Annotated in this window: 23 protein-coding genes; 21 read left to right on the plus strand and 2 right to left on the minus strand. The window is 35.1% G+C overall.

The features are described 5' to 3' along the window. The first annotated feature begins 847 nt into the window (after positions 1–847). From ACQV2S_RS01910 to rplS, 13 genes are all read left to right on the plus strand, one after another. The gene (locus tag ACQV2S_RS01910; protein WP_428873905.1) at positions 848–1,147 is read left to right on the plus strand and encodes a DUF2089 family protein; all 300 of its coding nucleotides are present in this window, start codon (positions 848–850) and stop codon (positions 1,145–1,147) included. A gap of 1 nt (position 1,148) precedes the next feature. Further along, a complete protein-coding gene (locus tag ACQV2S_RS01915) occupies positions 1,149–1,466 on the plus strand; it encodes a hypothetical protein (RefSeq protein WP_428881736.1) in 318 nt (105 codons plus the stop codon). A 326-nt stretch (positions 1,467–1,792) separates the two neighbouring features. After that, positions 1,793–2,146, plus strand: a complete 354-nt coding sequence (locus ACQV2S_RS01920; protein WP_428884931.1) for a helix-turn-helix transcriptional regulator — start codon at positions 1,793–1,795, stop codon at positions 2,144–2,146. 920 nt (positions 2,147–3,066) lie between these two features. After that, positions 3,067–3,384 carry a DUF6442 family protein gene (locus ACQV2S_RS01925; protein WP_428873909.1) on the plus strand — a complete coding sequence of 106 codons (318 nt, stop codon included), beginning with the start codon at positions 3,067–3,069 and terminating at the stop codon, positions 3,382–3,384. A 2-nt stretch (positions 3,385–3,386) separates the two neighbouring features. Then, complete coding sequence (locus tag ACQV2S_RS01930; protein ID WP_428873910.1) at positions 3,387–3,602, plus strand: helix-turn-helix transcriptional regulator; 216 nt, start codon at positions 3,387–3,389, stop codon at positions 3,600–3,602. A gap of 271 nt (positions 3,603–3,873) precedes the next feature. Further along, positions 3,874–4,332: an N-acetyltransferase family protein gene (locus tag ACQV2S_RS01935; RefSeq protein WP_428875470.1), complete on the plus strand. Its 459-nt coding sequence runs from the start codon at positions 3,874–3,876 to the stop codon at positions 4,330–4,332. A gap of 192 nt (positions 4,333–4,524) precedes the next feature. Then, entirely contained in the window at positions 4,525–4,851 is a 327-nt protein-coding gene (gene ylxM, locus ACQV2S_RS01940; protein ID WP_428873912.1) for a YlxM family DNA-binding protein, read from the plus strand. Positions 4,852–4,865: 14 nt separating this feature from the next. Continuing rightward, complete coding sequence (gene ffh / locus ACQV2S_RS01945; RefSeq protein WP_428873913.1) at positions 4,866–6,341, plus strand: signal recognition particle protein; 1,476 nt, start codon at positions 4,866–4,868, stop codon at positions 6,339–6,341. A 90-nt stretch (positions 6,342–6,431) separates the two neighbouring features. Continuing rightward, on the plus strand, positions 6,432–6,704 hold the full coding sequence (gene rpsP, locus ACQV2S_RS01950; protein ID WP_428873914.1) for a 30S ribosomal protein S16: 273 nt from the start codon (positions 6,432–6,434) through the stop codon (positions 6,702–6,704). A gap of 38 nt (positions 6,705–6,742) precedes the next feature. Further along, positions 6,743–7,009, plus strand: a complete 267-nt coding sequence (locus ACQV2S_RS01955; RefSeq protein ID WP_428873915.1) for a KH domain-containing protein — start codon at positions 6,743–6,745, stop codon at positions 7,007–7,009. A gap of 169 nt (positions 7,010–7,178) precedes the next feature. Beyond that, on the plus strand, positions 7,179–7,703 hold the full coding sequence (gene rimM / locus ACQV2S_RS01960; protein ID WP_428873916.1) for a ribosome maturation factor RimM: 525 nt from the start codon (positions 7,179–7,181) through the stop codon (positions 7,701–7,703). Next, positions 7,693–8,421, plus strand: coding sequence for a tRNA (guanosine(37)-N1)-methyltransferase TrmD (gene trmD / locus ACQV2S_RS01965; RefSeq protein WP_428873917.1), 729 nt, complete (start codon positions 7,693–7,695; stop codon positions 8,419–8,421). The genes rimM and trmD overlap by 11 nt, the downstream gene beginning before the upstream one ends. Before the next feature lie 126 nt (positions 8,422–8,547). Continuing rightward, positions 8,548–8,895, plus strand: coding sequence for a 50S ribosomal protein L19 (rplS, locus tag ACQV2S_RS01970; RefSeq protein ID WP_428873918.1), 348 nt, complete (start codon positions 8,548–8,550; stop codon positions 8,893–8,895). A gap of 148 nt (positions 8,896–9,043) precedes the next feature. Here the strand turns inward: rplS and ACQV2S_RS01975 are convergent, their stop codons facing one another. After that, positions 9,044–10,936, minus strand: a complete 1,893-nt coding sequence (locus ACQV2S_RS01975; protein ID WP_428875445.1) for a fructose-1,6-bisphosphatase — start codon at positions 10,934–10,936, stop codon at positions 9,044–9,046. A gap of 148 nt (positions 10,937–11,084) precedes the next feature. Here ACQV2S_RS01975 and ACQV2S_RS01980 point away from each other — a divergent pair, with 148 nt between their 5' ends. Together ACQV2S_RS01980 and ACQV2S_RS01985 are read left to right on the plus strand one after the other, a co-directional pair. After that, a complete protein-coding gene (locus ACQV2S_RS01980) occupies positions 11,085–11,531 on the plus strand; it encodes a hypothetical protein (protein ID WP_428873920.1) in 447 nt (148 codons plus the stop codon). Positions 11,532–11,546: 15 nt separating this feature from the next. Next, on the plus strand, positions 11,547–12,560 hold the full coding sequence (locus ACQV2S_RS01985; protein ID WP_428873921.1) for a YitT family protein: 1,014 nt from the start codon (positions 11,547–11,549) through the stop codon (positions 12,558–12,560). 520 nt (positions 12,561–13,080) lie between these two features. Here ACQV2S_RS01985 and ACQV2S_RS01990 read toward each other — a convergent pair. Beyond that, positions 13,081–13,899 carry a Cof-type HAD-IIB family hydrolase gene (locus ACQV2S_RS01990; protein WP_428873922.1) on the minus strand — a complete coding sequence of 273 codons (819 nt, stop codon included), beginning with the start codon at positions 13,897–13,899 and terminating at the stop codon, positions 13,081–13,083. Between the two features lie 126 nt (positions 13,900–14,025). Between ACQV2S_RS01990 and ACQV2S_RS01995 the strand changes: the two genes are divergently transcribed. The 6 genes from ACQV2S_RS01995 (at position 14,026) to ACQV2S_RS02020 (ending at position 20,883) form a co-directional block, all read left to right on the plus strand. Further along, positions 14,026–14,364: a metal-sulfur cluster assembly factor gene (locus ACQV2S_RS01995; RefSeq protein WP_428873923.1), complete on the plus strand. Its 339-nt coding sequence runs from the start codon at positions 14,026–14,028 to the stop codon at positions 14,362–14,364. Then, complete coding sequence (locus tag ACQV2S_RS02000; protein ID WP_428884932.1) at positions 14,364–15,206, plus strand: serine aminopeptidase domain-containing protein; 843 nt, start codon at positions 14,364–14,366, stop codon at positions 15,204–15,206. Before ACQV2S_RS01995 ends, ACQV2S_RS02000 begins: the two co-directional genes overlap by 1 nt. A 16-nt stretch (positions 15,207–15,222) precedes the next feature. Continuing rightward, the gene (locus ACQV2S_RS02005; protein WP_428873925.1) at positions 15,223–15,588 is read left to right on the plus strand and encodes a hypothetical protein; all 366 of its coding nucleotides are present in this window, start codon (positions 15,223–15,225) and stop codon (positions 15,586–15,588) included. A 157-nt stretch (positions 15,589–15,745) separates the two neighbouring features. Continuing rightward, positions 15,746–18,358, plus strand: coding sequence for an ATP-dependent chaperone ClpB (clpB, locus tag ACQV2S_RS02010; RefSeq protein ID WP_428873926.1), 2,613 nt, complete (start codon positions 15,746–15,748; stop codon positions 18,356–18,358). A gap of 157 nt (positions 18,359–18,515) precedes the next feature. Beyond that, positions 18,516–19,739: an AI-2E family transporter gene (locus ACQV2S_RS02015; RefSeq protein WP_428873927.1), complete on the plus strand. Its 1,224-nt coding sequence runs from the start codon at positions 18,516–18,518 to the stop codon at positions 19,737–19,739. Between the two features lie 532 nt (positions 19,740–20,271). Continuing rightward, a complete protein-coding gene (locus ACQV2S_RS02020) occupies positions 20,272–20,883 on the plus strand; it encodes an NfeD family protein (RefSeq protein WP_428875442.1) in 612 nt (203 codons plus the stop codon). Positions 20,884–20,888: the final 5 nt, after the last annotated feature.

Consider the following 20,888-nt stretch of genomic DNA (forward strand, 5'->3'; position numbering starts at 1 on the left):
TAATTCAAATTTTGTTCCTTTATTTTTTGCTTCAATATTTAAATTTAGAGACTTTAATTGATATTATTGTATTGATAGGATACACTCTTTTAATTCTAAACTCTCTAATACACGTTTTATTCAAGAAGCAAGAGAATTAAGAATAAATTCAGTCTTAAGTAAATAAAGAATATATAATAGAATTATATTGTTTTGAATGGGTTTAAAAAATTTCAGATAGTTAGTTGTTAATATGGAATTTCACCTATCCTGCAAGTGAAAATCTATTAAGATTATCCTTTTAAGAATGGTTAGTGTTCAAGCGACTCAGGCTGTAAAATGTTAGAAAAAAAGGAATAATATGAAGAAGAATAATAAAAAAGTCGTAAAGAAATTAATCGTTTTCGGTTTTGTTTTATATTTTTAGTGCCATGGTTAATGGTCTATCAATTTATTTATTTAATACAACACTCGCAGAATTTTTGCTGAGAATATATTTTTTCTAACCAAATTGCAAAGAGTTATGAGTTAGTGTGACTAGCTTTCTTTAATCAAATATAAAAAAAGGAGTAAGTTATGAAGTGTTATAACTTACTCTTTTTTAGCAATAATGAAGTTGTTTTTAAGAGAGGCCGATATAATAATTATCTCAGGCTAATAGTTAAACTTTCTACTAAAATTAAAGCTAGCTTTTAGTTTAATTCCTAAATAGTAGTCTCACTAGAATCAATTGTTGAGTTAAGCTTCATTTTATCACTAAAAACAGTTTTTATATAAACCTAATTTAAATAATGTAAAAGTATAGGATAAAGATTGACTTTAATAATGTTAAATGATAACTTTAACTTAATTAAAGAAGGAGGGTGAAATGAAAATTAATATTATTCCTGAATGGATGGCAAATCTTGAAGAAGAAGATTTATCTTTTATCAAAAGATTTATATTAGCATCTGGCTCTTTAAAAGAAATCGCTAAACAATATGAGGTTACTTATCCGACAGTAAGACTAAGGTTAGATAGGCTTATCCAAAAAATTCAAATGAGCGATGATATTGCAAATGAACCTTATATCTCTTTAATTAAACGATTGGCTGTTAATGATAAGCTTGATTTTGAAACAGCTAAAATTTTGGTTTCAGAGTATAAAAAGATGAAAGGAGTTGAATGATATGAGAGCTGCTTTGATTATGTTTATTGTATATGGGGCATTAATTATTATCTTACAAATATTATTATCTAAACTTAAAAATAAATGGTTTGGCTTGATACTGCCCTCTTTAAGTTTTGTCTATTCTATGTCTTTATCACTTATTTTAACCATCACCCCCCTGGAACAATCCGATAACATGAAAAGTTTAATGGATTTTGTATCGACACTCTTAGTAAACAATATACCTACCTTTATTCTATTAGCTATATATTTTGCTATGAGAAAGCAATTAAAAATTTCTTCCCAAATTGAAAAAATGAAAATTAGAGATTTATAATAGAATTATGTTAGAAGTTATAAAAATAAAACTTTTAATTTAAATTTAAATAATCTTTTGCTTTTAGTCAGAAAATTATGAAAAATATTAAGAACTATAAAAGAGAACCATTCGAGTCTCTTTTAAATATGGAAATTCATTTTATTTGCTAAAAATAAATAGGACAGTTGAAAGTCTTAACAATTCATTTGAATGATATAAATTCAAAGCAATCCCTGATATAATCGCCATGCAAAGAATATTTGCCAAAATATGATCACTTGCAATTTCAAATTGCTAGGCCAAAACTCTGATAAAGCCTATCTTAAATTTAGGAGGTGAAGACGATGCTCAATGAGATCTTAAAGGAAAAGAGAAAAGAACTTAAACTTACTCAGCAGCAGGTTGCTGATTCGTTGAATGTCACACGACAAACATTGTCTAGTTGGGAAGTAGGAAAAAGCTTTCCTGATATTCCAACCTTGATTAAGATTAGTAATTTTTATCAAATATCTATAGATTATATGTTAAGAGGGGATGTTGATCTGATGAAAAAAGTTGAAAAAGATGCAAATGAATTGGAAAAATACCAAAAAATAACAGAGATTTTAAAAATGATCGTTTATGGGTTACTGATTGTTACTTTTTTCTATGGTGCCGGCTATGCAATTGGAAAAGGGTGGGGGCATTTTATGCCCTAAATCGTTTATTTCAATGAAGCAAGTTTATTTAAAGGTAATTAGTTAATCCTTAGTCATTCTATTTATAATCCTTAAAACAACTTTTTTCTAAATCTACTTTTAGACTTAGGAAGTAGTTGTTTTTTTTGTTTTATTTGCCAAGAAAAAGTAAATTAAACAACTTAAGCTGTCAAACTGGCTGATTTATAAACTCTTTTAAAGATGACAGTCAATCTTGAAAGGGGGTAGTGTATCTGAATGGTACGTATATTATAGAGAGTAGGAAGTTGGCAGACTAAACAAGGAGAATTTTATGAAGAACACAAAAAGAAAACTGTTAGTGATCAGCTTATTGACGCCACTTGATATCACATTATTTCTACAAGCCCCAGAACATTTAGTTAAGAAAATGTTATGACCTGTCTTAATAGGAATAATCTATTTCCCTCGACTTGCGAACTGTCTAGTCCATATTAACTGAAAAATGATGAGTCTTTTCATACTCATCTTACCTCTTAACGCTATCCTTGTTGTAATGCCTTTGTCTTCAGCCTTTGCTTATTTAGGCGAAATTTTGGCTTATCGTTTGTATAAAGAACTAATGATTAAAAGTAGTCACCTTGATCAAATTCAATACCCATTTTAATTTCTGAGTGATCTTCGATCTAATTCTTAAAATCAACTGAACAACTGAATCAATTGACCGTTAAGGATAGAGCTAGTTCTAACTCTGTTCTTTTGTTTTTGTTTGAAAGCCCAGCTAATGCTATAGGGTTATGGTTAAAATACTAGGCGATATGGATAGAATTTTGCAATCTACCACATAAAAGACAATAATGTGAAAACACAAAAGCAATTAAACTTTACAAGGTGAAAACAATACTTTACATATCTCTTTTGGAATGTTATTATTTAGATAATAGTTAAAGGAGGAGCAAACTATGGAAAAAGAGGATGTTTTAAAAAAAGCACAGCGAGCACAAAAAGACGAAAGGGACGAAGCCATTAATACGAAAGCTTTTCAAATTGGGTGGGTAGGAGTATCGGTTGTAATGTTACTTCTTATTGTTTTGAGGGTTATCTTTAATGAATCAGCCATAGACATTATGATAATCTTAATGGCTCAAGTAGCTGCGGCTTCATTTTATCAGTATTCTAAAATGCCAGATAAAAAGCTCTATTTGGTAAGTGGGATCATAGCTATATTAGCTATTATATTAGGCTTTGCCTCATTATTAAGTAGTTACGGAGTTTTTTAAATATGGGAAAAAAAGAAGAATTAGTTTTACTAAATCGCTTAAAAGTTGCTAGAGCAGAGAAAAGTTTGACTCAGGAAGAATTAGCCAAATTAGTGGGGGCTTCTCGACAAACTATTAGTGCTATCGAAAAAGGACAATTTAATCCATCCGCAAGATTAGCGCTTATTATTTGCATTGCTTTAGATAAAAAATTTGAAGAGTTATTTTACTTTGGCTAATTTAAGTAGGTGTTGATCTTCGGTGTACTTCTTAAAACAGACTGAATAGTTGAATAAATGGAATCTTAAAGAATGGAGTTCGTTTTTTGCTCTATTCTTTTTATTTTATCTTTATTTTTACTGTTTAACAAAGACTATTCTGTTAAGCTTAAGCTATCAGATGAAGTCTTGATTGAATCTAGTTTATGGACAACAGTCTTAAGGACAGATAGTTTTTAATAAAATAGAGAGATGATTCAGCATAGTATATTTATAGATTAAGGGGAGAAAAATGGAAATCAAAGAACTTTCAAAAGAAAACGTAGAAGAGTTTATCATTTATTTGAACAAAGCATTGGCAATAGAACCGGATAGGATGACAACGGATGATATAGATGAAGAAGCGATAATTAAAGTGGTTTCCAATCAACCCAACGAACTAAGTCGTTCTTTATTAGCTTATGAGGACCATCAGATTGTGGGTAGGTTGGAGTTTCATTCTTATCTTTGCATTCAAGATTCTTATAGGATGGCCTATGTCAATTGGGTCTATACACTGCCAGACTATCGACACAGGGGAGTGGCTCAGTCATTATTTAAAGCATTTGAGAATATTTGCTTACAAGAAGAAATAAATCAGTACTTTTTAATCCAGGCAGAGAATCAAGCGGCGAGCCGTTTTTATAAGGCCTTTGAACATGGAACATCTAGTAAAGAAATAATTTTAAGAAAGACATTATCTAAGTTTTAGAAAGCCAAAGCAACTTATAGAAGACATCTTTTTCTTTAATCCCAGCTTTTCACTTATCGATTTGTGAGACGGCTGAAATCATGCTAAAATAGGAGGAGTAAATTTATTTAAAAGTCGCGATTGAATGTTAAGTATTTTTTTTAAAGACTGTTACTTATTCTAGCTAGTTATTAATCAATAGGGGAGCTTAAGATGTCACTTGAAAAAACAATCTATCTCAATCAATTACTTTCCTACTATGGTTCTCTCCTAACGGATCGTCAATTATCCATGATGCAATCTTATTACGAAGAAGATTTATCATTATCGGAGATCGCAGACTATTATGAGATTAGTCGCCAGGCTGTGCATGATATTCTAAAACGTTCAGAAAAATTATTAGAAAGCTATGAGGAAAAGTTACGTATTTTAGCCAAAAGCAATGACCGACTGAAACATTTAAAAGAAATCCGCTCAATGGTGGCAGATCAAGATGACATATTAGAAAAAATTGACTATTTAATTCAATTAGAAAGCTAAAAAGGAGCAGTATTATGGCATTTGAAGCATTATCCGAACGATTACAGAATTCTATTTCATTTGTTGGTAAAGGGGAAAAAATTACCGAAGCCGACCTAAAACAAATGATGCGTGAGATCCGACTTGCTTTACTGGAAGCGGACGTTAACTTCAAGGTAGTGAAGACTTTTGTAAAGAAAGTAAATGAGAGAGCGCTCGGATCAGAAGTCCTAGACTCACTGTCACCGGCTCAACAAGTGGTTAAAATTGTTAATGAAGAATTAACCGAATTAATGGGGGGCGAGCATACTCCGATTAATATCTCTAAGCAACCACCAACCGTAATTATGATGGCTGGTTTGCAAGGGGCTGGTAAAACAACTACGGTGGGTAAATTGGCGAAACATTTAAAAGAGCAAGGTTTAAAGAAACCCTTGCTAGTTGCTGGGGATGTTTATCGTCCAGCAGCCATTGACCAACTCCAAACGATTGGTCGACAACTTGGTTTTGATGTTTTCAGTCAAGGAACGCAAGCAAATCCGGTCGAGATTGCTAGAGAAGCTCTTCAACAGGCGCGTTTAAATGGTAACGAAGTGGTCTTAATCGATACGGCGGGTCGTCTTCACGTAAATGAAGAATTAATGGAAGAGCTGCGTCAGATTAAAGCAGCTGTTCAGCCCGATGAAATCCTCTTAACCGTCGATGCTATGACCGGTCAAGATGCTGTAAACGTAGCAGCGGCCTTTAACGACTCGCTAGATATTACCGGTGTTGTTATTACCAAATTAGATGGTGATACACGAGGAGGAGCCGCGCTTTCTATTCGTGCCATTATCGACAAACCGATAAAATATACCGGGCAAGGTGAGCAATTAAGTGCACTTGAGCCTTTCCATCCGGATCGTATGGCAGGACGAATTCTCGGTATGGGCGATATGATGACCCTTATTGAGAAGGCTCAACAAGATTTTGATGAAGAACAAGCAGCTAAGATGGCTGATAAAATTAAAGATGCTTCCTTTGATTTTAATGATTTTATTGATCAAATGGATCAAGTTCGTAAAATGGGGCCTATTAAAGACCTACTTAAGATGATCCCTGGTATGAATAAAATTCCTGGTCTGGAAGATTTTAATATCGATGATAAAGAGATGAATCGAGTCAAAGCAGTGGTTCAATCCATGACTCCTTATGAAAGAACCAATCCAGATGTCATTTCCCAAAGTCGTCGACGCAGGATTGCGGCTGGCTGTGGTCAATCCTTACAACAAGTTAATCAATTAATTAAGCAATTCAACCAATCGCGTGAAATGATGAGTCAAATGTCCAATGGTAAAATGGGGGGCATGAACAAAATGATGAATCAATTGCAACAAGGAGGACAAAAGGGTGGAATGCCAAATATGGGCATACCTTCTTTGGGTAAAATACAATCGCCAGAGCAGATTCAAAAAGAGCAAGAACAAAAGAAAATTGCCCGTCTGTTGAAGAAAAAACGCAAGCGTAAATAAATTTTTAGTCTGTAAAGGAAAAACCCTTTACAGATTGTTTTTTTTCTGTTATTATTCATAACTGTGATAGAACTTATGGAGGTGAAATACATGGCAGTTAAAATTCGTTTAAAGCGTTCAGGAGCTAAGAAGCGTCCTTTCTACCGTATCGTGGTAGCAGATGCACGTTCTCCACGTGACGGTCGTATTATCGAAAAAATCGGTACTTACAATCCTGTTTCAGAACCAAGAGAATTAGTAATTGATGAAGAGAAGGCTTTAGAATGGTTAGCAAATGGGGCACAACCCTCAGATACCGTTCGTAACCTTTTATCCAGTCAAGGAATTATGCAAAAATTCCACGAATCTAAATTAAGCAAATAGCCTAATCAATAGCGTCAAAAGATAAGGATGTGCTCTCAATGACAGAAAAAATTGAACGTTTAATTCAAACTATTGTGGAACCTTTAATAGACCACCCAGAGGAGTTTCAAATTGAACTTCATGATACTGAAGAATTTATGGAGTATCATTTAATCTTACATCCTGATGATGTAGGACGAATTATTGGTAGAAAAGGCCGTGTCATTCGAGCAATTCGAACAATTGTTTACAGTGTTCGTCTACGTGATCAAAAACGCTCACGTATCGTCATTGCTGATGACCTCAATGATAATGAAGAAGAGTAAAATAATAGGGTAACTTATTATTTATTCCATCTTAAGGCACTAAACTGAGTCTAACTTAAGTTAGTGTCTTTTTGTATGTGCCCTGAGTAAACTCGTACTCAAAACTTTAGACAAAGAACACAACTTTTTATACCCTTAACTTACAAATGAATTTACAGGAGGAACACATATGGAATATTATCAAGTTGCAAGGATTGTCAATACCTTTGGTATTAAAGGGCAATTAAAATTATTGATGGACACCGACTTCATAGAGGAACGTTTTGCTAAAGAGAATCGTTTATTTGTAATGAAAGACGGAAAAAGTATCCAGCAAGTGACTGTTGAATCCTTCCAAGAACATAAGGGTTCTTATCTTGTAAAATTCAAAGAGTTTAGTAATATTAATCAAGTTGAAAGCTTTAAAGGGCTAACTTTAGCTATTCCTGCTGATGATCAGCAAGAACTAGAAGAAGGGGCTTATTATCACCACCAAATTATTGGTTTAAGTGTATATACAAATCAAGGTGAAAAATTAGGAAAGATTAAAGAAATCATGGCCTTAGGTTCTAATGATGTTTGGGTGGTTAAAGCTGAAAAAGCTAAGCAAAAAGATATCTTACTTCCTTTTATTGATGACGTTGTTAAAGAAGTGGATTTAGCTCAAGGAAAAGTAACGGTGGAGTTAATGGAGGGACTTGTTGATGAAGGTTAAAGTATTAACACTTTTTCCGCAAATGTTTGCCCCTATGCAGGAGTCATTAATGAAGGCTGCTCAAGATAAGGGGATTCTTGAGTTTTCCACCCTTGATTTTCGCCAATTTGCCGTTAATAAGCACGGTCATGTTGATGATTATCCCTATGGTGGTGGAGCAGGTATGTTGTTGCGTCCTGAACCGATAGTGGAGTGTTTAGAAAGTCTCGACTTAGATTCAAAGACACCGATTATCTTGGTGGATCCTACTGGCGAACCCTTTACGCAAACTATGGCGCAAGAGTGGTCGACAAAAGATGAGTTGGTTTTTATTTGCGGCCATTATGAAGGCTTTGATGAACGGATCCGTTCTTATGTCTCTCAAGAAGTTTCCTTAGGTGATTATGTTTTAACCAACGGGGAGTTACCGACTATGGTGATGATTGATGCGACAGTAAGGTTAATACCGGAAGTTGTCGGGAATGCTGAATCCATTGTCAGTGAGTCTTTTCAAGATCATTTGTTAGAATACCCTCAATATACAAGACCGCAAAATTTTCGCGGAATGGAAGTGCCAGAGGTTTTATTGAGTGGTCATCATGAGCGAATTGACCAATGGCGTCAAAAAGAAAGTTTGAGAAAAACAGTTGAAAGAAGACCCGATATGTTAAAAAAACGTAGCTTAAGTAAGCAAGAAGAGCAGTGGCTAGAAGAATTTAAAAATTTGGCTCAAAATTAAGCAATTGAGCCTTTACAAGTGTTTTATTTCTTGTATAATTGTTTAAGTGGTCTATTGACCCGAATTAACGATATTCCGCTAAATAGAAAGACTATTTAAGAATATTTGTTGGAAGGAGAAATGAAAATGAGTAATTTAATCGATAAAATTACCCAAACTCAATTACGTGATGATGTTCCTGATTTCCGTCCTGGAGATAATGTTCGTGTTCATGCCCTGATCGTTGAAGGTGAACGTGAGCGTATTCAAATCTTTGAAGGCTTAGTAATTAAGCGTCGTGGTGTTGGAATCAGTGAAACATATACTGTTCGTAAAATTTCTAATGGAGTAGGTGTTGAACGTACATTCCCTGTACATTCACCACGTGTCGCTAAATTAGAAGTAACACGTAAAGGTAGAGTACGTCGTGCTAAGTTATACTACATCCGTTCATTGTCTGGAAAAGCAGCACGTATCAGAGAACGCGGACGTTAGAAAAGACCCAGAAAGCCTATTCTGTAGGCTTTCTTTTTTTGTTAGGAAAATTTTTTTCATTTAAAATAAACATGAGGAGACTCCCAAAAGTTAGCGTTTAAAACGTTCTTTTGAGGGTCTCCTCTCTACATTTAAATGAGAAACTATTTTATTGTTCAAAGATATCCGAGCGATATGTAGGTAAGTTCTTCTTTAATTCATTAGCTTGCCGAGTCAAGCTTAATCCAATATCAGTATCGGCAACATAATAACGTTTTGGTTTTTCAGTCACTACATATTTCTTTGGTAGGATATCAAAGCGTGAGGCAATAGCATCTTCTCTGCTTGTAAATGGCTGGTGAGCACAGATATAAATTTCAAATGAATTATCTACTAAGGTATAGCCGGCAATGCCGGTTACTTTTTGATAAGGTTTTGCCAAGCCACCATCGATGACTAACATTTTTCCATTGGCTTTAACCGGTTTTTCACCTGCAACGGCTTTAACAGGTGTGTGTCCGTTAATAATATAGCCGGTCGGTTCTAAATCAAACTCTGCCAGCATTTTTAGGCAAAAATCTTCATCATTCCTTAACTCATAATATGGATTTTGAATTTCTTTATGGGTTGTTTTATCTTCAAGGAAGTAACGTTCAAATGTTTTCATGGCATGTTTACCAAAGAGTGTAGAAACAGGACCACACCATAAATACCATACTAAATCGGTATCAAAATCATCCATAGAGTTCTTATCTAGAAAAGTTCGTGTAATCGATTCGCCAAACTTTTCCATCAAACTGCGTCCACTATATTCTTTACCATCTAGGGTGACTTTCATAAATTCCCCGTCTTGATGAGTGGGGATACAGCCGTGGAAAAGTAAGTTGCCATTGTAGCACTTATACATGGTTCCCTTTGAGACTAAAAAGTTAATATGACGTTGTAACTTTTCAGAATTTTGGAATTGATGCAATAAGTCTAAGAGTACTAATTCCTCGCCTAAAGTCAGTTCAAAGGGTTCTGCAGAATCGACCCTTTGGAAGCAACCGTTCTTAATTGGGTATTCAACGCCCTCAACCACGACACTTTGACGGTCAGCGGATAATTTATCCAGTAAGAGTCTTTCTTCCATATTGAATTCAGGACGCCGTTGGATAATTTGACTTTCCACTTTGAATTGCATAATCGAAATAGCTTGATGCATGAGTGTGATTTCATCAATTTCCTCTTGGCTTAATTCGGAATTATCTCCGCGAGGGTGAAAGGCTGGATTGTCTTGGTAATAGCGATGGCCATATTTGGCTAAGCGACTTAAGTCAATTCCATAATCTTTCAAGAGTTGACTATGACCATAGCGCAGCTGGATACGGATAACATTGGTCAAACAAGCTAATGATCCTGAATAGGCACCAATCCAGATAATATCATGGTTACCTAATTGAATATCAAGCGAAGGAATTTCCATTAGGCGGTCTACGATTTTATCCGGATTTGGTCCTCGATCGTAGATGTCTCCTAATACATGGAGGTGGTCAACCACAAAACGTTGAATTAACTGAGCTAAAGCCATGGCAAAGTGGTCAGCAAGATTGAGGTCAATAACGGTGTTAAAAATAGTGTGGTAGTAGCGTGACTTATTATCTTTTTCGTCATATTGATAAATAAGTTCTTCTAGAATATAGGCATAGGATTTTGGTAGAGCTTTTCTTACCTTGGAACGGGTATACTTACTAGAAACATGGCGCGTAATTTGAACTAATTGATCTAGGAGTGTCATCCATTCATCTTTTGTTTTTTTGGCATTTAATATCAAGTCTTCTGGGTAATAAATATTGAAACACAATTCTAACCTTTCATCTTTAGTTAGAGTATCATGAAAAAGGTCATCGACCTTAATTGAAATAACACCTGAGCAGTTCCGTAGCAAATGATCAAAGGCTTCGAATTCACCATGTAAATCGGAAATAAAATGTTCGGTTGCTTTAGGTAACTGCTTAATAGCCTCAAGATTTATAATTTCGATTAAATCTTCAACAGTTTGAGCTTTTTCTAATCTATCCATTTCCTACCTCTTTTCAAATAATATACATTTTTTATGATTCTATCTATAAGCTATGCAATTTAATTGTGAAAGTCAATCCTTTGTTTCAAAGTCAAACTTTGATATACTTAAATTCGATTACACTTATTGTGAGGAAAGAGGGAAATTAATGTCAGAATTTAAAGAAAGATTTGATGCTTTACTAAAAGAAAAGAAATTACCTGCTAATTACCAAGAAATTCAAGACGGAAACCACCTATATCGTTTTCAATTTAAGGTGAGTAAAGAGCGTAGACTTGTTGTAGAAGTGATTATTCAAAATGCTAAAGGCGCTCATTTAGATGCTCAGATTATTTACCGTCATGTTCATTTATTAAAAGATTATAATCAGCGCCCTGAAGCATTAGAAGCAATCAATGAATTAAACGAAGCTAAAACAGGTTATTATAACCTTTATTTGGCAGGAGATGGTGAAATTTACCTGCGTAACCTACTAAGAGCCACTCAAGACCCTACTTTAATTTATGAAGTATTGGTAATGGGTTCTAGTATTGCGCGTGCATTACTTGTTGAACTGGAAAAGAAATTAGGCGAATCTGCTAATCCAATGATTTAATGGAGGAAAAATAAATTGATCATTGAATATATACAACAAAGACCTTGGCTAAACTTTTTATTTGAACTGACGGTGGCCTTAACAGCTGCCTTATGTATAGGTATTGGCTTAAAACTCTTTTTAATGCCTGGAAATATTTTCTCATCAGGTACTTCTGGTTTAGCACAAATTTTAAACTACTTTGCAGTGAATATCCCAGTTATAGGTCCTTATATGACAGTAGGGAATATCTATTTTCTATTTAATATTCCGATTATTATTCTTTCATGGGTGAAATTAGGAAAGCAGTTTACTATTTGGACCTTAATTGTTGTTTTTGTATCTTCCTTAGCAACTAATATGATTCCTTTAACAGTCATTTCTTCTAATCCGTTGCTTAATGCGATTATAGGTGGAGTGATTTGTGGCATTGGTTCTGGGATAACTATTAAATATGGTATGTCATGTGGTGGCTTAGATATTATTACTTTGGTAATTTCTCGTGCTACTGATATGAATGTGGCATTCATTGGTTTTGCCATCAACTCATTAATTATTTTAGCTTCTGGCTTATTATATGATTGGGAATTTGCCCTTTATACCTTGATCTCCATTTATGCCTTAGCTAAAACAATTGATGCCATTCATACCAATGAGCAACGCCTTACAGCTTTAGTAGTGACTAATAATACGGATGAAGTAGTCAACGCTATTTATAAGTCAATTGTTCGAGGAGTAACTATTCTTGAAGGACAAGGTGGCTACTCGCGTGATAAACGAGATGTCTTAATGGTTGTTTTAAACCGCTATGAAATGTTCCCCTTAGAGCAAGCCATTCGACAAACAGACCCTAAAGCTTTTATTAACTTTATTCGTTCGAATAAAGTGGTAGGTCATTTCTTTAGTAGAGACCAACAAAAGGCTATGAGGAAACAAGTTCAAGTAGACAGACCATTAGAAGAGGAATCTGAAGACTTTAGCTTTTTCAACCTGCCGATGGAATTTGATCAATTATATGATGGAATCGAGCATGAGGATGACGATTTCTAAACAAAGTAAAAGAGCAAGGGATATAGTGACCCCAAGAAGTTGGACCATGAAATCCAACTTTAGGGAGTCAGTACATTCTTCCTTTGCTCTTTTTTAGTTTCTGATTACTTTTGCTAAAAGGATGGTTTACTTTATTCCTATTAACGCCTAGGAGCGAGATACGTGCATTTTAAGCATTTGGATCACCTTAACCTTTCTTTTTAGTTTGAGTTAATGACAATCCCAACACTCCTTTCACAAATTAGTCTCTGCACTTACTTGACATAAAATAAAATACCCCACCAAAAATTGGTTAGGGGGTATGTGAGTTGATTATTTTAATTGAGAAGTTACCTCCAAGAAATGCAGGCTGAGTGGAAGAGTTTCTATTCAGAAAGAGTGATTGAATGCAGCTTCTGAATTTTTTCAAACTGAAAAGTTGCTTCAACATCATAACGCCTCCTTCAATAAGCAAGATTAGAATATTCTCTTCAAATAAATTATATCAAAGTGAAGTCAGAAATAAAGTAATAACTTATTATTAATTAAAAGAAAGATTAAAATAATCGATAAGATAATGAGCCAGACCATCTTGATCATTGGAATGCTCAGTAATATCGTTAGCAATATCTTTGAGGGGTTGGATGGCATTACTCATTGCCACGCCATGACCTGCAAATTCAATCATCTCCAAGTCGTTATCTTCATCACCGAAGGCTAGAATATTTTGACGAGGAATATGATAGAAGTCAGCAATGGTTTTAACACCCACTGCCTTGTGTAAATTTTTACTAACCACTTCTAAAACGGGTATTTCACCCCCCCAAGTTCGCACAGAAACTTGATTTGGATAGCTAGCCATGATTTTCTTTTGAATAGGTATTTGGTCTGCTTCCGAAGTGAAAAGGGTTACAGCAATCGGATTATGAATGAGAGTTTGTCGAGAAAGTTTTTGATAGCTTGCGTCTTCGGCTGGATAATAGGGTGACTCAGGAAGATTCATTGAGGAAGTATAAAGACGCTCCTTACCTTCGGCACAAACTAGCTGAATGCCTAATTCATCTTGCCGGTTAAATAAATCAAAGACTATTTCACGATCTAACTCATGGTAGTAACTTGCTAGCCACTCAGGTCGGTCAGGGAAGTGACAATAGGCACCGTTAAAATTAACCATAGGTGTAACGAGGTTTAAGACTTGATAAATTTCTTTACTAGTCCGATAAGGTCTTCCAGTAACGATACAAACTAAATGACCCATGTGATCTAATTTTTGCAATGTTTGAATCGTTAAAGGAGTAAGTTTGGATTGATTGTTTAGAGTAGTGCCATCTAAATCAATGGCAATCATATGTTGGCTCATTAATTCGCCTCCTTTAGAGATTGCTTCGATTATAGCAAAGATGAAAGCTTAAGGGCAACTATTCATGATTATTGGCTAAAAGCTTGAATTGATGTAGAATGAAAACAAAGAAAGTGAGGCGTTTGAATGGATTTAGAAAAAATGCGCGACACAAAAAGTTTAAATGATGAAGAACGTATGATTGTGGATCGTTTATCGAATGTGATTGACCCTGAATTAGGGGTCGATTTAATTAATTTAGGTTTGATTTATCGAGCCGATTTAACTGAAGAGGGGATTTTAAAGATTTTATTAACTCTAACTACTCCAATGTGCCCAATGGCAGATGTTATTGTGGATGAATTAAATGGAACTTTCGAAGATGTTCCTCAAGTTAATAATGTTGAAGTTACTATTACTTTTGATCCACCCTGGTCTTTAGATAAATTATCACGCTATGCCAAGATAGCTTTAGGAGTGATGTAATGGATGTCATGGTTTCTGATTTTGTGATTGAAGATGGGCCATTTGGCCCTCTTCCAGGACGGACTCTATCTCCTAGTGAGCAAGTGAATCAGCCCTTACCACTTGTTTTTTTCTATCATGGATGGACCAACTCAGCTGGTGAACATTTACATTTTGGTATGGAAATTGCCCGACAAGGCTTTCGAGTAGTCATGCCAGATGCCTATTTACATGGGAAAAGAGGGGATAGAAAGTCGCTAGAATTGCAAGGTTTTTTAATGGCTCTTCGAGCTAATATAGAAGAATTTCCATTATTATTCGACCATTTTAAATCGACGACTAAGGATAATTTTGTGGCAGTTTCGGGAATGTCAATGGGAGCAATGACCACTTTACTTTTACTCAGTAGACACCCATTTCTTTCAGCAGCCGTTTCCTTAATGGGGAGTGCGCACATTTCTAAGTTGATTGATCAAAATATTATTAATAACCAGTCATCATCTAATCAAAGTCTAACGAATAATCAACTTTTAAAAGAAACACATAAAGAATTTGCCATTATTTATCAGTCAGATTTAAGTAAGCAAGCCGAAAAGATAGCCAATCGCCCTTTATATATTTGGCATGGCGAAAATGATCCGCTTGTTCCTTATCAAGATACGGTAGAATTTGTGGAATCCATCATCGATCAACCCTATAGTCAAAATACATACTTCAACCACGAACCTGCTTATCATCGGGTTCCATTTAAAGAAATTGTTAAGATGGCCAGCTTTTTAAAGGCAGCTTCTCTTAAAGAGACCGATCAGATATGGGAGTACGTAGAAAAACTATCTTTAGAAAGAAAAGATTTTTTTGAATAATAAGAAAGGTGATTGCTTGCAAAAAACTAAACAATGGTTAGACCATCGGGTGGATTTAAGTTCTTATATTGAAAAAGTTAGCCAAGACCAAATCAATCAATTGGTTTTCAAACTGATTCTTCTTTTACCCTCCTCAATGATCGCCACAGATATTCGTAGTGGCTTTCCACTCTTAATCAGTATCGAAAGGAATCGAATTAAGGATATAGTCTTACAACGAATTTCTCTATTAATTGAAGAATATGCACTTGACCTCTCAGACTGGCATCAATTAAATTTTATAATTGATCAGAGTCAAAAGACTATTAAGAAATATTATCAGGATCATTCATTGATTGATTTAGATTCTATACAAGTGGAAATTAATTACTTTTTAAAATAATTTAAGTAATTTAGTAGAAGTTTATTTTTTCCTAAAAATTTTGCTCCAACCTATTGACCATTCCTGACCAATAGGTTATACTCAATTTAAGCTCTTTGAGAGAGCTTTTAATATAGATTAAATAATTTGACCAATTCTGACCTTAAGGAGTGAGAATATGATAGAAAAAATGACAACCACTTTGCAAAGCGCCATAGCTGAAGCGCAACAAATTGCTATTAGAAGACAGCATCAAGAGATTGATATCCCGCATTTATGGCGTATATTTATTCAAGCAGACCATTATGCTGCAAAATTATATGAAGATATAGGTGTTGATCGGTCGGCTTTTCAAGCAGTGATTGAAGGAGAAATTGATCAATTACCTCAAGTTGCCGGTCAAAATATTCAATATGGCCAACACTTTAGTCAAAGATTTACTCAGTTATTGAATGACGCCAGTCAAATAGCAAAGAAATATAAGGATGAATACTTAGCCACTGAAGTGATTCTACTAGCTTTATATAAGCAAAAAAATAATCCATTGACCAAATGGTTAAACCAAAAGGCTATTAATGAGTCCCTACTAAGAGAAAGAATTGAGAAATTAAGAGGGGGAGATCGTGTGACATCACAAAACCAAGAAGAGACTTATGAGTCTCTAGATAAATATGCAACGAATCTTAATGATGCGGTTAAAAATAATAAGCTGGATCCAGTAATCGGTCGTGATGAAGAAATTCGTGATGTTATCAGAATTTTATCTAGAAAAACCAAGAACAATCCGATTCTAATTGGTGAGCCAGGTGTAGGTAAAACAGCCATTATCGAAGGATTGGCCCATCGAATTGTTCGCAAAGATGTTCCCGAAAACTTAAAAGATAAGGAACTTTATTCCTTAGATATGGGCTCCTTAATAGCAGGAGCAAAATATCGTGGAGAATTTGAGGAACGTTTAAAAGCCGTTCTTAAAGAGGTAAAAGAATCCGAAGGGAGAATTTTACTCTTCATTGATGAGATTCATACCATTGTTGGTGCAGGTAAGACAGAAGGATCGATGGACGCTGGTAATTTGTTAAAACCGATGCTAGCAAGGGGAGAATTGCACTGTATTGGTGCGACAACCTTAGACGAGTATCGTGAAAACATTGAAAAAGATAAGGCCTTAGAACGTCGATTCCAGCGCGTTTTAGTCCAAGAACCAACAGTTGAAGATACTATTTCTATCCTAAGAGGTCTAAAGGAACGTTACGAGATTCACCATGGGGTCAATATCCATGATAATGCCTTAGTGGCCGCTGCAACCTTATCACATCGATATATTACCGATCGTTTCTTACCAGATAAGGCAATTGACTTAGTTGACGAGGCATCTGCTACTATTCGCGTAGAAATGAATTCTATGCCAACTGAAATGGATGCTGTCAACCGACGGTTAATGCAATTAGAAATTGAAGAGGCTGCCTTGAAAAAAGAATCTGATGAGGCTTCTAAGAAACGTTTAGAAAATCTTCAAGAAGAATTGGCTGATTTAAGAGAAGAAGCCAATCAACTGAAAATGCGTTGGGAAGTAGAAAAAGAAGCTTCTAACGCTTTAAGAGATAAGCGAGAAGCCTTAGATAATGCGCGTAGACAGTTAGAAGAAGCTCAGAGTAATTATGATCTTGAAGCAGCGGCTCGCTTACAGCATGGCGAAATTCCGCATTTAGAGCAAGAATTAAAAGAGTTAGAGGCTAAAGCAGAAGAAACTTTACAGTCTGATACTGAACGGTTAACTCAAGAACGTGTGACTGACGTTGAAATAGCCAAAGTAGTTGAAAGATTAACTGGTATTCCAGTCAGTCGCTTAGTTGAAGGAGAAAGAACCAAGTTAATGCACTTGGATCAAACGCTTCATCAAAGAGTGATGGGGCAAGATGAAGCGGTAGAAAAAGTAACACAAGCCATCCTAAGATCAAGAGCTGGTTTGCAAGATCCACGTAAACCAATTGGTTCCTTCCTCTTCCTAGGTCCAACCGGTGTTGGTAAAACAGAATTAGCCAAGTCCTTGGCCGAAGTCTTATTCGATGATGAAAACCACATGGTTCGAATCGATATGTCTGAGTACATGGAGAAGCATTCCGTTTCTCGTTTAGTTGGGGCCCCTCCAGGTTATATTGGTTATGAAGAAGGTGGCCAATTAACAGAAGCTGTAAGACGTAGTCCATATTCCATTGTCTTATTAGACGAGATTGAAAAAGCTCACCCAGATGTTTTTAATATTCTTTTACAAGTTTTAGATGATGGCCGTCTGACTGATTCTAAAGGTCGTGTTGTAGATTTCAAAAACACTGTTTTAATCATGACTTCTAATATTGCTTCTCATTTATTATTAGAAGGAGTGAGTGATAAGGGAGAAATTCTAGCTGAAGTAGAAACACAAGTAAATCAAGCCTTAAGCAACCACTTTAAACCTGAATTTCTCAACCGAATTGATGATGTCGTTCTCTTTAAACCTTTAACTCGAGCAGATTTACAAGGTGTAGTAGAGAAATTCTTAAAAGATTTACGTCATCGTTTGGCTTATCAAGAAATTGAACTCCAATTAACCTCAGAAGCCATCAATTGGCTAGCGGATAAAGGTTATGATCCGATTTATGGAGCCCGTCCTTTATTACGTTTTATTACTAAAGAATTGGAAAATCCATTAGCTAAAGCGATTATAGCGGGTGATATTCTGCCAAACTCACTTGTAAAAGTGGATTTAGCTAATGATCATTTGCAATTTGAAGGGTTAGCATCCGGTAATTAATTGCCAAATCTTCTAATTAAATCTTTTACTATAAGTTAGGGTCCTGATTGATTATCAGGGCCTTTTTTACAATTAAACTAGTGAAAACATACCTTCTAAATGGTGTAAAAAGGACTAAAAGATGCTAGAATAGAATGCATGAGAAAGGGGAATGCTTTTGAAACAAATTGATAGATTAGATAAAATTGTTGTTCGCTACATCTTTTTAATTGCTGGTTTAGTCTTAGCAATCTTTAATTATGATGTGATTTTTTCATGGATTAATCGTTTAGGCCAAGTTTTTTTACCGATTCTTTCGGGCCTCGCGATTGCTTATGTTTTAAATATTTTAATGGTGCGTTATGAAGATTTGCTAAAGAAAGTCTCAGATAAAAGTTGGATTAAACCCTACCGACGCCCGATCGCCATTCTTTTGTCTCTTATAACAATTATTTTAGTATTGTTATTTGTCTTAGGCTTGGTCTTACCACAAGTTTACAATGTAATTACAGAGTTTATTACAGCTGTTCCCTTTCAAATTACTCGCATAGAAGAAGCACTTACCAATCTTGAGAAAATGTTACCAGCAGAATCGATGGAATTCTTAGACCGTTTTGAAATAAATTGGGCTGATATTCTTAAAAGTATTCAAGATATGGGAAATCGATTTATCACTGGAGTAGTAAATACCACCCTCTCTACGGTCGGTTCTTTAACTTCTATTATTATTAATGGAGTATTGGCCTTCATTTTCTCTATCTATTTACTGTTATCGAAAGAAAAACTAATGGACCAATTTTTAAGAATCGTTACCACTTATACTAGTAAGCCGGTATCACGCAGAATATTTTATGTGTTAACGACATTGAATGACTCTTTTAAACATTTCTTTACAGGATCTGTGATTGAAGCAATCATATTAGGTTTTTTAGTTACCGTAGGTATGTGGATCTTTAGATTTCCTTATGCTGGAATGATTGGATCTCTAACTGGTTTCTTTGCTTTGGTTCCTATGCTAGGCGCTTATATTTCAGGAGCTATTGGTGCCTTATTAATTTCAGTGCAATCGGTTCCCCAGGCATTATGGTTTATTATCTTTATCATTCTCATCCAGCAATTCGAAGGAAATGTCATTTATCCACGAGTTGTGGGAGGATCGATAGGATTGCCAGGTATGTGGGTTTTATTCGCTGTAACCATTGGCGGGGGACTATACGGAGTAGCTGGTATGTTGCTAGGAGTTCCGATAGCTTCCGCTATCTACAAAATAATTAAGCGCGATGTCCTAGAGCGTGAGACTTATTCTTACGAAGAAAGACAAAAGTTATTACATATTGCTAAATACGACTCTTTTAAGCAAGTAGCTGATGATAATCAAGAGTCAAATCAAGATTTTAATTAATTTTATTAAACTCCCTCCCTGATTTAGGCACTGACCCCAAATAGTGAGGCAAACATAAAAACACCTCCGTTGAATTCGTGTGAAATGAATTTAATGGAGGTGTTTGATTAGGGTTAATCACCTAGCTTACTCTGCAGAAACAAAATCGAAATGTATTGAAATGAAAAATGAAGGCCGGACTAATAATCAAATAATAGATGAATGAAACATTAAGAACACGTCTCAAGTAAAAATTTGCTGGCCTTGGGATCGTTAAGGTCAAACCTAGCGCTTCAATCAAGCCGGCGGTAAACAATAGACTTATGGCAAAGGATTCGAAGAACTTAGCGAGATAAATCCACTCAAAATCGAATTAAAACGCCAACAAGCAGCCTAACAAAGGTGTTTTTATTCTGTCCTATTTATGGGGTGCAGTGCCTACCCTTAATTAGGAGTTTTTATTTAAATATGAAATTATAAGACTTTAGTTCGCATGATTTTGCTACTAATGAAAGCAATTTCATGATATAATTTAACTAAAGGAGGTGGTTTCATGCTTATAAGTTTTTTTCTAGCAATTAGTGCTTTAGTAGTATCATTATATACGCGCTGGACTTGGTTATTATGGTCCATTGCAGCTGTTCTTTTTGCCATGTTTTTTGGGATAGAAGGCCAGGCAATATTGCACTATTTAATCTTTATGATTGGTGTCATATTGCTGATTCTTGAGGTGTATATACCAGATTTAGGTTTAACAGGATCAGTTGGCTTAATCGCTTTTATTTTAGGTTTATGGCTAAAGTTTCAAGATTTATCGACTGTTACTCTAATTGTATTAGCTAGCTTAGCGATTGTTCTCATTTTATTCTTGATTTTTAATAAGATGGGTTACAATTTGCAGTTTAGTCCCGATTTTATCTTGGATAAAGCAATTAACAAAGATGCAAATTCCAATTCAGAGACTAAGGATCATACTTATCTTGCAAGCTTAGTTGGTAAAGAAGGAATAACGGTAGGAGGCTTGAGGCCGGTTGGTAAAATAAAAGTCGATGATCATTATTTTGAAGCATACAGTCTAGAAGAGATGATAGCTGCTAACCAACCGATTAAAATTGTCAAAGTTGTTGACAAAAAAATTTATGTAAGGAGCGAAATGAATGGATAATTTTT

This window comes from Facklamia sp. P13064, from assembly GCF_050409425.1.
Lineage (GTDB): Bacteria > Bacillota > Bacilli > Lactobacillales > Aerococcaceae > Facklamia.